Raw genomic sequence first — 14,431 nt, 5'->3', positions numbered from 1 at the left:
CAGTGTGAAGAGTTAAGACAGCGGGTTTCATTCTCTTTAAAATCTGTGACTTGTGATTCTATAAATACTCACCAACCATAAAAGAAAGGCGGTAAATAAGTGAGTAAAAGAGATTATTATGAAATTTTAGGTGTCGATAAAAATGTTGATGATGCAGCTCTAAAAAAAGCATATAGAAAATTGGCCATGAAGTATCATCCCGATAGGAATCCGGATAATAAAGAGGCTGAACAAAAATTTAAAGAGTTAAGTGAAGCCTATGAGGTGCTTAGTGATAAACAAAAAAGAAATATGTACGACCAGTTTGGCCATGCAGGAGTAAATGGCAATGGACAAGGTGGATTTGGAGCAGGTCAAGGTGGATTTGGCGGTTTTGAAGATATATTTGGTGATATTTTCGATATGTTTGGTGGAGGATTTTCATCGGGTAGAAGAAGAAATAGACCACAAAAAGGTTCAGATATAAAGATTCAAGTGGACTTATCCTTTGAAGAAGCGGCTTTTGGTGTCGACAGAGATATAGAAGTATCTAGACATGAGGAATGCAGTAAATGTCATGGGACTGGTGCGAAACCAGGTGCTAGCAAAAAAACATGCCAAAAATGTGGTGGAACTGGAGAAGTAAGATATACACAAAGAACACCTTTAGGGTCATTTGTTAATGTTAGAACCTGTGACAGCTGTAATGGAGAAGGAACAATAATAGATAACCCATGTGAAGAGTGTAATGGACATGGCAAGGTCAGAAAGAAAAAGAAAATTAATGTTAAAATTCCTGCTGGAGTAGATAGTAACTCAGTTATAACCCTTAGAGGTGAAGGAGAACCTGGAACTAAAGGGGGCCCCCATGGAGACCTATATCTTGTAATAAGGATGCTTCCCCATAAGATTTTTAAAAGAGATGGTTATGATATTATTTGTGAAATCCCAATTACCTTTGTTCAAGCAACACTAGGAGATGAAATAGTTGTTCCTACATTAGATGGAAAAGTAAAATACAACATACCTGAAGGAACACAAAGTAGTACAGTATTTAGATTAAAGGGCAAAGGGGTACATGTATTAAATAGTAATGGACGGGGAGATCAATATGTAAAAGTAATAGTAGACATACCTAAGAAATTAAACGAAGAACAGAAGGATGTACTACGAAAATTTGCTGAGATTAGTGGAGAAGATGTTCACGAACAAAAAAAGTCCTTTTTTGATAAGGTCAAAGATGCTTTTAGCATGTAAGTCACCTAGATTACCTAGTTTACTAGGTGATTTTCTTTTTATAGGATTTATTTTTATTTTCTTTGTAATACTCTTTACCTTAGGGTATAATAAATTTTGAAAAAGCTTGTTATGGAGGGTTAGAAATGAAATGGTATGAAATTAAAATCAAGACTATAAGTGAATCGGTAGATGCAGTATGTGATGTTCTTTATGATGTGGGTGTTGGCGGAGTAGTTATTGAGGACCCAAAGGATTTAATTATCAATATGAAAGAACAAACAAGCTGGGACTACTTTGATATAAATTCATTAGATATGGATTATGAAGGTGCAGTTGTAAAGGGATATCTTCCAGAAAGTGAAGATTTACTAGATAAAATTGAACTTATTAAGCAGCACGTATATAATTTTTCTAGGGACAATGAATTAGAACAAGTTACTACTGCCGAGGTCTATGAAGAGGATTGGGCAAATTCATGGAAAAAGTATTATAAGCCTAAAAAGATTGGTGAAAAAGTTGTTGTAAAACCTACTTGGGAAGAGTATGTACCTAGTGGGGATGAAGTTGTAGTTGAACTAGATCCAGGAATGGCTTTTGGAACTGGAACCCATGAAACTACAACAATGTGTACACGTCTATTAGAAAAATATGTACAAGACAATAGCATTGTTTATGACATTGGCTGCGGTAGCGGAATTCTCTCCATAATAGCTGCTAAGCTCGGAGCAAAAAAGGCAATTGGGGTAGACATTGATGAAGTAGCATATAAGGTTTCAATGTCAAATGCAGAAATAAATTCAGTTCAAAATATCGTTGATATAAGACATGGTAATTTGATGGAGGTTATAAAAGGGAAAGCAGATATTGTTGTAGCAAATATAATTGCGGATATTATAAAAATATTAGCTAAGGACATAACTACATTTATGAAGCCTAATTCAAAATTTATAGCATCGGGTATTATTTTAGAAAAGATAGATGAAGTTACTGAGGCTCTTGAGTCTAATGGTTTAAATGTGGTATCTATTGAAAGACTTGGAGAGTGGGCAGCTATAGTATCTGAATTAGGAGCTGTAGATAGGGATGAATAGATTTTTTGTTAATAAGGACAATATTTTTGAGCAGCAAGATAGGATAGTTATTAATAATTCAGAGGATATAAAGCATATTACTAAAGTATTAAGACTGAACATAGGGGATAAGATAGAAGTTTGCAATATGGAAAGCATGGATTATATTGCTTCAATATGTAATGTTGATAAGAAATTTATAGAGTGTAAGATATGTGATAAATATTTATCCATGACTGAATCCCCCCTAGAAGTGGTATTATTTCAAGGGATACCTAAATCAAGTAAAATGGATTTGATTATACAAAAAAATATTGAAATAGGAGTAGCTAAAATTGTACCGATTATTTCTGAAAGATGTGTTGTAAAGATTAGAGATAAGTCTTCTGAAAAGAAAAAAATCGAAAGATGGCAGAAGATAGCTGGAGAAGCGGCTAAACAATGCAAGAGAGGAATAATACCTGAGATTGGTAATATGCTATATATAAAGGATATAAATAGCATTTTAGAAGATTTTGATATGATTATAATTCCCTATGAGGAAGAAAAAAATAGAGGTATAAGGAAAGCCATTATGGGTAAAGACGATATTCGAAAAATAGGTATTATTATTGGTCCAGAAGGTGGGTTTACCAAGGAAGAAGTGCTAGAGGTTGAGAAGCTAGGAGGCTTGTCAGTGAGCCTTGGACCAAGGATACTTAGAACGGAAACTGCTGGATTAGTGGCCACTAGTATACTTGTCTATGAATTAGGAGACCTAGGAGGTAAATAAGTGAAGAAGGTAGCTTTTTATACTTTAGGATGCAAAGTAAATCAATATGATACTGAGGCTATGATGGAGCTTTTTGAAAAAAACAAATATGACATAGTTGAAAATAATGAACAAGCAGATGTATATGTCATAAATACATGTACGGTTACTAATCTTGGAGATAGAAAATCTAGACAATTCATAAGAAGATCGAAGAAAAAAAATCCAGATTCGATTATTGTTGTAGTTGGGTGTTATGCCCAGACAGCATCTGAAGAAGTAATGGCTATAGAAGGTGTAAATCTTGTCTTAGGAACAAATGAACGGAATAAAATAGTTGAACTGGTAGAATCAATTGATAAATATGAAAAAATCAATTATGTGGAAGATATAATGGAAGTAAAAGAATTTGAAGAATTATCAATAGACAAAATAAAAGGGAAAACCAGAGCTTTTTTGAAAATACAAGAGGGCTGTAATCAATATTGTACATATTGTATTATACCCTATGCTAGAGGGTCTATAAGAAGTAGAAAACCAGAGAATATAGTTTCTGAGGTGAAAAGACTTTCAGAAAATGGCTTTAAAGAAATTGTTCTTACTGGAATTCATATAGCATCATATGGGAAGGATTTAAAGAATACTAGTTTATTAAATATTTTAAAGGAAGTCCATGATGTAGAAGGAATAGAAAGAATACGACTTAGTTCTGTTGAGCCTACTTTGCTAACTAATGATTTTATAAAAGAAATTAAAAATCTTCATAAGTTTTGTCCCCATTTCCATATCTCATTACAAAGTGGTTGTGATGAAACCCTAAGAAGAATGAATAGAAAATATACCACAGACCAGTTTAGGGGAATTGTTAAAAATCTACGACATGAGATCCCGAATATAGCCATAACTACAGATATAATCGTGGGTTTTCCCGGAGAAACTGAAGAAGAATTTGAAGCTACCTATAGATTTGTGAAGGAAATGGAATTTAGCCAAATCCATGTTTTCAAGTATTCGCCGAGGAAAGGTACTCCCGCAGCTAAGTTTGAAAACCAAGTCCAGGGCATTATAAAGAATATGCGTAGTGAAAAGATGATAGATCTAGGTAATAAATTAATGAATTCCTATATGAATAAATTTGTGGATAAAGAATTAAATGTTTTATATGAAAACTTTTATTCTAAAGATAAGAATAAGATAGAAGGATTAACAGATAACTATATAAGAGTAGCTGCTAAGGGAGCAGATGATTTAATTGGTGAAATAGTTTCAACTAAGATAAACCAAATGGAAAATGATATTATGTTTGGAGAAATAGTGAAAAATTAGATTTATATCAATAGAGCAAATTGCATAATTACTTTCTATAAAAACCATCTACTACATGTAGTTTTAAAATCCTCAAAAGCTATACCATCAAATATGCTTATATCTTAAGTAATCAAATTAAGGATGATATTCGTATATTAGGCCTAGCCAAATAAAAGTTATGCAATTTCCTCAATAAATAATACATTGATAGCAGGAATTTAGTATTATCTGTTGAAATATATATGTTAGCAAAGGAGGTGCTAGATTTGGACTGCATTTTTTGTAAAATAGCACAGAAAGAGATACCCGGTGAAATTGTTTATGAAGACGATAAAATAATTGCTTTTAAAGATATTTCTCCAGTTGCTCCTATTCATATTCTATTTATTTCTAAGGAACATATAAACTCAGTAGATGATCTAGATGATAAGAATAAAGACCTGATAGGACATATTTTTCTTAAGATAAAAGAAGTAGCCAGAGAGTTAAAAATTGAAAATGAAGGCTATAGAATAGTTAATAATTGTGGAGAACTTGGAGGTCAAACTGTAAACCATATTCACTTTCATCTATTAGCTGGTAGACAGATGCAATGGCCTCCAGGTTAAGAGTTATTCAAAAGTTGTTGAAATATTTATCATATTAATGTATAATAGCTAAGTACACGAGTACTCCTCTGTGATTTATAGCTATAAGGCTATAAACACAGCAACACTGTACTATATCAGAGGAGGGGGGGAAGTATAGATGTCAGAGGTAAAAGTAAAAGATAATGAATCATTAGATCATGCACTTAGAAGATTTAAAAGAGAATGCTCTAAGTCTGGAGTTATGTCTGAAGTTAAGAAAAGAAGACATTACGAGAAGCCAAGTGTAAAACGTAAAAAGAAAGCAGAAGCTGCAAGAAGAAAGAAAAAAAGATTTTAAAGAGGTGAGATAATGTCCCTCAAAGATAAATTGATGCAGGATTTAAAAACTGCAATGAAAGAAAAAAATAAGGTCAAGAAATCTGTTGTTACTTTAATTCGAGCTTCAATAAAACAGTATGAAGTTGATAATAGAACTGAAATTAGCGATGAAGGAATTGTTGAGTTAATTGCTAAGCAGTTAAAACAGAGAAGAGATTCCCTTGATGATTTTAAAAAGGGTAATAGATTAGATTTAGTTGAAGAAGCTGAAAAGGAAATGGAAATTCTTTTGGGCTACCTTCCAAAGCAGCTTTCTGAAGACGAAGTAAGAAAAATTGTTAAAGAAACCATTGAAGAATTAGGTGCTAATGGACCTAAGGATATGGGTAAAGTTATGGGAGCGCTAATGCCTAAGTTTAAAGGAAAAGCTGATGGTAAATTAGTATCCAAAGTAGTAAAAGAATTACTATAATAGATAAACTGTCTATATTTATATAGGCAGTTTTTTTATGTAGAAAATTAATAAATAAGTCTATTTTATTATGGACTCACATATAATTTTATGAAAAAGCTTTAGGAGGAATCATATGATAATATTTGTATCAAAAAAGAAGTTCCTTCTTTTTTTAATTGGAATAATAATATTATTAGTAACAATATTGATCGCCTTTAATATATACCATTCCCCTATTTTATCTGCTTTTATTAATGATGAAAATGAGGAAGCCTATGCTTTGATAAACAATTTTTCTGAAATAAGAAATAAAGCAATGATCGAAGGAGATACAGATACCATATCATCATTATATGATAGGGATGTTAAATATGGGGTATGGGCATTTGAACATGAAAAGAAAAAAACAAAGTACCTACATAAATGGTCTGAAAAGCAGGGAATCCAATTTTATGATGTTAAAAGTCTCATTAAAATTAGAAGTGTAAAAGATAGGGAAGATGGATATAGAGTTAATTTTACAGCTTCTACAGAGTATAAGTATCACTATAAAAATGATCCAGAAAATAAAAACATGTTTAGAATCGGAACATATCATTCCTTAGATATTAAGAAAATAGATGGCTTGTGGAAGATAGTTCGTGAGTGGTATACAGATCCCTTTGCCGACTCATTACATCTAGATGAGATAAAAAGTGAAGAAATCACAAAATACATTTTAAATCAGAAAAAAAGTACCCTCTCTAATTTAAATGAGAGGAGAATAGAATCGGTAAAATATGCAGACAGGTTTTGTGGAGCAGCAGCCGATGAAGAATATGGGCTTACATATAATAAGAAATATAGAAACTATAATCCTTTAGGTGGTGATTGTGCAAATTTCGCATCCCAGATTCTACATGAGGGTGGTAAGTTCAGAAAGTCATATTCATGGAAATATGATAAAGGGGGAAGCAAGGCATGGGTGAATGCTCAAGCTTTTAAAAATTATATGCTGTACAGTAATAGGGCCTCAAAAATAGCCTATGGTACCTATGAGCAGGTATATAAAGCTTCCTATAAATTAATGCCCGGTGACTTTATCGCATATGTAAAAAAAGGGAAGGTAACACATATTTCAGTTGTTACAGGGGCAGATTCAAAGGGATATGCCTATGTTCACAGTCATAATACTGACAGGTATAGAGTTCCATGGGATCTAGGATGGAATGATAAGGGTATAAAGTACTGGCTGATTAGAGTACATTATTGATAACCTCAATATAGAGGTTTATTTTTTTGAAATCCATGACTTCAAGGACTATATATTACAAGTAATACAGGTTTATATGTGGGCATACAATTAATTATAGGAACATGGAACTTGCAACTACAAAGCGTAATAGACGTCTTTGTCCTAAGGGGGATAGGAATATGAAGGAAGAAAGAATGTCCAAAGTAAAGTCAAATATATCGGATATACTGGAAATTCCAAAGGATATACTGCTGGACTTACCTAGAATAACCTTTGTAGGTAATTTACAAGTAAGTATTGAGAATCATAAGGGGATTATAGAGTATTCTAATGAAAATATAAGAGTAAAGATGAAGGATGGGATAATTAAGGTATCTGGAATCGATCTTGCTATAAAAACTATAATTAGTGAAGAAATTATTATAGCAGGAAATATTTCATCCATTGATTTCTATAGGTAGGGGTGTTGTAGGTGCTAGTTATTAGAATATGGAATTATTTTAGAGGATATGTTGTATTTAAGCTTGAGGGACTTAATCTAGAGAGAATATTAAATTTAGCAGTTAATAAGGGTATATACCTATGGGATATTCATAGGATAAATTATACAACAATTGAAGGAAAAGTTGGTGTCAAAGGCTATAGGGAACTCTTAAAAATATTAAGGAAAACTGGATGCAGATCAAAAATACAATTAAAGATAGGCTATCCATTTTTTATTTTACGATTGAAAAGAAAAAAAATCATTGCGGTAGGGTCTATTCTATGTTTATTATTAATTATTAGCTTCACTTCATTTGTTTGGGATATAGAGATTAAGGGGAATAGTAATATATCTAAGAGGGATATATTAACCTCTTTAGAAAGTATGGGTGTTAAGGTTGGAACATTTAAATATGATCTTGACTCTTCTGATATCAAAGATAATTTATTGATCAAACATGAAAAATTGGCATGGGTTGGTGTAGAGATAAAAGGAACTAAAATCAGAATAGAACTAGTAGAGAAGGATAGAGAACCTCCCAAAATAGATAAAAGCTTACCATGTCATATCGTTGCCGGTAAGGATGGTATAATAGAAAAGATCATTGCAAGAAATGGGGATGCAATGGTAGAAAAAGGAGATATAGTAAAGAAAAATCAGATATTAATTAGTGGTAAAATAGAAAGAGAAGAGGGAATAATGAGGATAGTTCATTCTATCGGCGAAATTCATGCTAGAACATTCTATGAAAAAGCCCATAAAATACCTATTTATAAAGTATCAAAGGTCAAAACCGGTAGAAAGTTCACTAAAAGAATTATTAAGATTGGAAAAACATCTTTTACGATCTCAAAGGGTAATGCACCCTATGACAAATATATTATCGAAACAAAAAATAAAAGTCTAACAAAATGGAGGAAAATTAAGATTCCTGTAGAAATTGTTATTGAGGAATATTATGAAATAATTGAGAAAAAGAAAAAGGTATCTGAGGATGCACTTAAAAAATCATTAAAGGATTTTCTAGTTGTTAACCTTATAAAAGAAATACCAGAGGAAGCAAAAATATTGAAGAAAACTATTGACTTCAGAAAAGAATCCAATACAATTTGTGGTCATTTAACAATTGAAGTATTAGAGTCCATTGGAATTGAACAAAGATTTAACGCACATGAGGAGGAGTAATATTGGGAACACAAAACGAAAAAAGAATAAAAATTGGGAATATAAATTTTTTAGATGAATTGTTCGGAAATTTAGACGAAAATATTAAAATGATTGAAGAAAAATATGGGGTGCATGTAGTATCACGGGAAGGTGATTTGGTAATACTTGGAGATGAAATAAGAATAAGCCTTGCCATTAAGGTTTTAGAGAAAATGATAGACTTGATAAAGTCTGGTGAAAAGCTAGATAAGCAAAAAATAATGTATCTGATAAGCTTATTTAATGAGGGCGAAGGGGATAAAATCGATGAATTAATTGGCGATATTGTTTGTGTGACTTCAAGGGGGAAATATATTAAGCCTAAGACATTAGGTCAGCAAAAATATATTGATGCCATTAAAAATAATGACATTGTATTTGGGGTAGGGCCCGCGGGAACGGGTAAAAGTTACTTAGCTGTGGCTATGGCGGTTAAAGCCTTTAAAAATAAAGAGGTTAGTAGGATTATTTTAACACGTCCAGCAGTTGAAGCCGGTGAAAGTCTTGGATTTCTTCCCGGGGACCTTCAGATGAAGGTTGATCCCTATCTTAGGCCACTTTATGATGCCCTATATGATATCCTAGGAGGAGAGACATATTTAAAATATAAGGAAAAGGGAATGATAGAAGTAGCTCCCCTAGCATATATGAGGGGGAGAACTTTAGATGATTCCTTTATAATTTTAGATGAAGCTCAGAATACTACTAGGGCTCAAATGAAAATGTTTTTGACAAGAATTGGATTTGGATCAAAAACCGTTATAAATGGTGACATTACACAAATGGATTTACCAAAGGGAAAACAATCAGGACTTAAGCAAGCTGTAGAGGTTTTAAAGGACGTAAAAGGAATAAGGTTCATATACCTAACTGCAAAGGATGTAGTAAGGCATGGGTTAGTTCAAAAGATAATAAAGGCATATGATTCATATGAAAATAAAGCCATTAAAAAGAAAAAGTAGACTAGTAGTTTATAGAAATGACTTGACAAGCCTTAAATAATAAAGTGGTATTTTGACCATGTTTCACATAAAAAAAGGGGTGAACTTCGTGGCTTTTCTTAAAAGATTGGACAGGCTTTTACGCAAAGGTCTTACAAGTAAAATTGCTAAAAACAAAATTTTTAATGGGATTATTCTATCTTTACTATTTTTTATAATAATATTTTTCACCTATTACTCCACAGTATCACCAAAAAAGTATGATATTAAAGTTGGTCAAGTGGCTCCCTCAGACATAAGATCTCCAATAGATATAGAAGATAAGGAAGCGACTGCTAAGGAAATAGAGAAGGCCATCAATTTAGTAGAACCTAGGCAAGAAGTTGATCCAACTATACAAATAAATATTAAAAACAATATTGAAGTTTTTTTTAAGCATCTATATGAGGTAAAAAGCTTAGGTGAATTATCTAAAGAAAGTTCTAATGAAGTTATCAATGAGCTGCAGCAATATAATAATTTCGATCTTAGCAAACATGATTTGAGTGTATTACTAAATACAAAAGAAGAGACCATTAAAAATTTTGAAAAATACACCTATGAGTTTATTATGCAAGTAATGACTACTGGTATAAAAAAAGAAGAATTAGATAATAAGAAAAAAAAGATTGAAGAATATTATATGTCTTTAGAAGGTATATCAGAAAAACTAAAGGGTATCGGGATAAAAATTGTTAATAGTTCCATTAAAGAAAATACCTATTTGGATCAGAAATTGACACAAGAAAAAATAAATGAAGCCATAAAAAAAGTGGATAAAGTCTATATAAAAAGAGGTCAAATAATTGTTAACGAAGAAGAAGAAATAACTGAAAAGCATTATAAGCTATTGATGGAAGCGGGTTTAATAAATCAAGAAAAGAAGAAGGATATAAAACCTTTTATAGGAGTAGTACTTATCATTTTAATCCTTGAGCTGATAATCTTTTCTTATATTTATACCTTTAATGAGAAATTGGTTAGTAAAATTTCTAATTTATATTTGATTGTGATAGTATTTTTATCAGTATTTCTTATGGCTAAGCCATTAAATAGCATATCAAGCTATCTCATACCAATATCTTCTGCTTCCATGCTCATAGGGATACTAATCAATCCCACTGTGGCTATTGTATTAAACATATTTCTAACTGTAGTAATTACATTATCAACAAACAATAGTCTTATAGTATTTATTACGTTGCTTATCAGTGGAACTGTTGCGGCTATGAGTGCATCCAATGCACATCAAAGGTCAAAAATAATTATTTCTGGGCTGCTGGTAAGCTTGACAAATTCTATTGTTATAATAGGTTTTGGTTTGATTAATGGATTTGCTGTAAAAGATATTCTAATATATGGCTTTTATGGTATACTTAATGGGGTGTTTTGTTCAGTATTAACAATAGGTTCTTTACCCCTATGGGAGTACATGTTTGATATATTGACTCCAATTAAGCTATTGGAGCTATCGAATCCAAATCATCCAATTCTTAAGAGATTGCTTGTTGAAGCACCTGGAACCTATCACCATAGTATTATAGTTGGGAACTTAAGTGAATCGGCGGCTCAGGCCATAGGCTGTAATAGCTTGCTTGCAAGGGTTGGATCCTATTATCATGATATTGGAAAGCTTAAAAGACCATATTTCTTTAAAGAGAATCAGCTTACTTCCGACAATCCCCATGATAAGATTTCTCCATTTTTAAGTTCCAATATTATTAGAAATCATGTTCATGATGGGGTACAGCTTGCACATGAGCATAAAATCCCTAAGGATATTATTGATATAATTGAGCAGCATCATGGTGAAACCTTAGTAAAGTATTTTTATCATAAAGCATTGAATGATGAAAATGAATCGGCAAGTATTAATTCCGATGATTTTAAATATAAGGGGCCTAAGCCTAAATCAAAGGAAGCTGCAATTGTGATGATGGCTGATTCCGTTGAGGCAGCTGTTAGAAGCTTGTCTGAACCAACTAAAAAGAATATTGAAGAATTAGTTAAAAAGATAATAGAAGGAAAGTTTAATGAAGAGCAGCTTCAGGATTGTCATTTGACCTTTAAGGATTTAGAAACTATTAAAAGGACTTTTGTGAGCATATTAATGGGAATATTCCATGAAAGAATAGAATATCCTGAATTGGACAATGAAGAAAATAAAGAATTGGAGGTTTCTAATTGATAAACATAGATATAATAGATAATCAAGATATAATTCAGTATGAAGATGAACTCAATGGGTTGTTAAAAAAAGTTATTGAAAAATCTTTGGAAGTAGAGAATATTGATAAAGATGTAGAAGTTAGTATCTCTTTTGTGGATAATGAGGAAATAAAGTATTTAAATAATGAGTTCCGAGGGATTGATAAAGAAACAGATGTTCTTTCTTTCCCCCAATATGATAATATTCAATTATTAAAAGGTGAAGATGGTGTAGTAGTATTGGGTGATATTGTTATATCCTTAGAAAAGGCTAAAGAGCAATCTATACAATATGGACATTCCTTTATAAGGGAAACGGCTTTTCTTACTGCCCATAGTATGTTTCATTTATTTGGTTATGACCATGATACTGATGAAAATACTAAGGAGATGAGACAGAAAGAAGAAAAGGTATTAGACTTATTGGGTATATTAAGATAATAATGGTGAAATTTTATGAAAGCAAAAAAAATATTAGATAGCTTTAATTATGCCTTTGAAGGTATAATTTATACTTTAAGAAATGAAAGAAATATGAGAATACATTTTATAATTGCTATATTTGTATTGTTTTTCAGCATATTCTGTAATCTATCTAAGATGGAGACCTTAGTACTTTTTATAACAATAGCATTGGTTATAGTTGCTGAAATGATAAATACAGCTATAGAAGCTGCTATTGATCTGATAACCGATAAATATCACGAATTGGCCAAGATAGCTAAAAATGTGGCGGCAGGAGCTGTTCTAGTTTCTGCTGTCAATTCCATAATTGTTGGGTATATAATATTTTTTGATAAATTAGATAAAATGTCTATTATTTTTATACATAAGGTTAAAACTATGCCTATACACATAACATTCATAAGTCTCATAATTGTTATTTTCATAGTTATAGGCATAAAAGCCCATTTTAATGAAGGAACACCCTTGAAGGGTGGAATGCCAAGTGGCCATGGGGCTATTGCTTTTTCTATCTTTATGGCGGTAGCATTTTTATCACAAAACACCTTAATAATAACCTTGACTTTCATTTTAGCCGTTTTAGTGGTTCAAAGCCGTTTGGAGGCTGGTATACATACATTAAAACAAATATTAGTGGGAGCATTATTAGGTAGCTTTATAACTTTATTGTTATTTCAATTAATTGAGCAAATTGCATAATTACTTCTTACAAAAACCATCTACCATAGGGATTTTAGTATAAACTTTAACTTATACACGGTCAAAATCCCTGGAAACATCGGATATTTTGAGATGTATAAATTAAGTTTAACTTTTGGAAATCTATATTTATGATGGACAAGATTGAGCTTAGCCTTACTTAAATAGGAGGAAGCATAGTGAATTACTCAATTATTTTAAGACTAGCTGTGTTGATTGTTTTGCTTTCGTTATCGGGCTTGTTTTCTGGTGCAGAGACTTCATTATCATCAATAAATTTAATAAGGATTAAACAGCTTAAGAAAAAAGGCATTAAGGAGGCTGAGATTTTAGAGAGGCTTTTGAACAAATCATCTAGGATTTTAGCTACTATACTCATTGGTAATAATATTGTGAACATTGCTGCTACGGCTATTGCTACTGAGCTTACACTTAATATTTTTGAGGGAAAGCAGGCCACTTTCCTAGTTACTCTGATTATGACTGTTCTGATTCTGGTTTTTGGTGAGATTACACCTAAGACATATTCATCCTACAATGCAGAAAAGGTTGCTATGAAGCTAGGACGGCCTTTGGAGATTTTATCGGTAATATTTAGTCCATTACTACTTGTTTTAAATAAAGTAACAAGAATAATAATTAGAAGTGTTGGAGGGAATATAAACAACAATAGAACTACAGTATCAGAGGAAGAAATAAAAACCTTAGTAGATGTTGGTGAGGAAGCTGGGATCATAGAGAAACAAGAAAGAGATATGATAGAAAGTATCTTTGAAATTGGAGATATAAAGGTTACAGAAGTAATGGTGCCGAGGATTGACATAGTTTATTTAGAAGAAAATGTATCTTTAGAAAAAGCAATTAAAAAAGTTATAAAATATGGATATTCAAGAATACCTGTTATAGGTGAATCCGTGGATAATATCATTGGAATAATTTATGCAAAGGATCTTCTTTCCTGCTATCTAATGAATAGGGAGGAAGAAGTCAACATAAAAAGTATGATAAGACCTGCTTATTATGTACCTCAAAGTAAAAAGGCCATAGATTTATTGACGGAAATGCAGCTTGAAAAGGTACACATATCCATCGTATTAGATGAATACGGAGGGACACTGGGGCTTGTAACCATTGAAGATATATTAGAAGAAATAGTTGGAGACATTTTAGATGAGTACGATGATGAAAATAATTTAATAGATCATATTGATAATAATATACTTATAGTCAATTCAAAAATTTCCATTGAAGAAACGAGCAATCTTTTAGATGTAGAGCTTCCAATGGATGAGTTTGAGTCTTTGGGAGGATTTGTATTTAATCTTTTAGGAAGAATCCCTAGGGTAGGTGACATTATAGAATATAATGATACAGTATTTAAGGTATTAGAAGTACATAATAGAAGAATAAGAAAAATTGAAATTAGCAAGAAGAGTTAATTTTAAC

General features: G+C 31.8%; 15 protein-coding genes. All 15 read left to right on the top strand.

Annotated elements, in window-relative coordinates:
* The first annotated feature begins 99 nt into the window (after nt 1-99).
* The 15 genes from dnaJ (at nt 100) to N4A68_15825 (ending at nt 14,424) form a co-directional block, all read left to right on the top strand.
* Nucleotides 100-1,236 carry a molecular chaperone DnaJ gene (gene dnaJ, locus N4A68_15895; protein ID MCT4565779.1) on the top strand — a complete coding sequence of 379 codons (1,137 nt, stop codon included), beginning with the start codon at nt 100-102 and terminating at the stop codon, nt 1,234-1,236.
* A 125-nt stretch (nt 1,237-1,361) separates the two neighbouring features.
* Nucleotides 1,362-2,309 carry a 50S ribosomal protein L11 methyltransferase gene (prmA, locus tag N4A68_15890; protein MCT4565778.1) on the top strand — a complete coding sequence of 316 codons (948 nt, stop codon included), beginning with the start codon at nt 1,362-1,364 and terminating at the stop codon, nt 2,307-2,309.
* The gene (locus N4A68_15885) at nt 2,302-3,060 is read left to right on the top strand and encodes a 16S rRNA (uracil(1498)-N(3))-methyltransferase (protein MCT4565777.1); all 759 of its coding nucleotides are present in this window, start codon (nt 2,302-2,304) and stop codon (nt 3,058-3,060) included. The genes prmA and N4A68_15885 overlap by 8 nt, the downstream gene beginning before the upstream one ends.
* Nucleotides 3,061-4,365 (top strand): tRNA (N(6)-L-threonylcarbamoyladenosine(37)-C(2))-methylthiotransferase MtaB, encoded by a 1,305-nt coding sequence (gene mtaB / locus N4A68_15880; protein MCT4565776.1) that lies wholly within the window; start codon nt 3,061-3,063, stop codon nt 4,363-4,365. It abuts the gene before it with no gap.
* Nucleotides 4,366-4,589: 224 nt separating this feature from the next.
* Entirely contained in the window at nt 4,590-4,955 is a 366-nt protein-coding gene (locus N4A68_15875) for a histidine triad nucleotide-binding protein (GenBank protein MCT4565775.1), read from the top strand.
* Nucleotides 4,956-5,094: 139 nt separating this feature from the next.
* Nucleotides 5,095-5,274, top strand: a complete 180-nt coding sequence (gene rpsU, locus N4A68_15870) for a 30S ribosomal protein S21 (protein MCT4565774.1) — start codon at nt 5,095-5,097, stop codon at nt 5,272-5,274.
* 12 nt (nt 5,275-5,286) lie between these two features.
* Nucleotides 5,287-5,727, top strand: a complete 441-nt coding sequence (locus N4A68_15865; GenBank protein ID MCT4565773.1) for a GatB/YqeY domain-containing protein — start codon at nt 5,287-5,289, stop codon at nt 5,725-5,727.
* Between the two features lie 115 nt (nt 5,728-5,842).
* Nucleotides 5,843-6,961 (top strand): amidase domain-containing protein, encoded by a 1,119-nt coding sequence (locus N4A68_15860; GenBank protein ID MCT4565772.1) that lies wholly within the window; start codon nt 5,843-5,845, stop codon nt 6,959-6,961.
* A gap of 161 nt (nt 6,962-7,122) precedes the next feature.
* Nucleotides 7,123-7,404 carry a sporulation protein YqfC gene (yqfC, locus tag N4A68_15855; protein ID MCT4565771.1) on the top strand — a complete coding sequence of 94 codons (282 nt, stop codon included), beginning with the start codon at nt 7,123-7,125 and terminating at the stop codon, nt 7,402-7,404.
* A gap of 11 nt (nt 7,405-7,415) precedes the next feature.
* Nucleotides 7,416-8,612 (top strand): sporulation protein YqfD, encoded by a 1,197-nt coding sequence (gene yqfD, locus N4A68_15850; protein MCT4565770.1) that lies wholly within the window; start codon nt 7,416-7,418, stop codon nt 8,610-8,612.
* A 2-nt stretch (nt 8,613-8,614) separates the two neighbouring features.
* On the top strand, nt 8,615-9,595 hold the full coding sequence (locus tag N4A68_15845) for a PhoH family protein (GenBank protein MCT4565769.1): 981 nt from the start codon (nt 8,615-8,617) through the stop codon (nt 9,593-9,595).
* Nucleotides 9,596-9,683: 88 nt separating this feature from the next.
* Complete coding sequence (locus tag N4A68_15840) at nt 9,684-11,801, top strand: HDIG domain-containing protein (GenBank protein MCT4565768.1); 2,118 nt, start codon at nt 9,684-9,686, stop codon at nt 11,799-11,801.
* Between the two features lie 5 nt (nt 11,802-11,806).
* Nucleotides 11,807-12,262, top strand: a complete 456-nt coding sequence (gene ybeY, locus N4A68_15835; GenBank protein ID MCT4565767.1) for an rRNA maturation RNase YbeY — start codon at nt 11,807-11,809, stop codon at nt 12,260-12,262.
* 15 nt (nt 12,263-12,277) lie between these two features.
* Entirely contained in the window at nt 12,278-12,985 is a 708-nt protein-coding gene (locus N4A68_15830) for a diacylglycerol kinase (GenBank protein MCT4565766.1), read from the top strand.
* Nucleotides 12,986-13,164: 179 nt separating this feature from the next.
* Nucleotides 13,165-14,424, top strand: coding sequence for a hemolysin family protein (locus N4A68_15825; protein MCT4565765.1), 1,260 nt, complete (start codon nt 13,165-13,167; stop codon nt 14,422-14,424).
* The last annotated feature ends 7 nt before the right edge of the window (nt 14,425-14,431 follow it).

It is taken from the genome of Maledivibacter sp., from assembly GCA_025210375.1.
GTDB lineage: Bacteria > Bacillota > Clostridia > Peptostreptococcales > Caminicellaceae > JAOASB01.
Note: the sequence above shows the minus strand (reverse complement) of the source record. Positions and strands in the feature narration are given on the sequence as shown.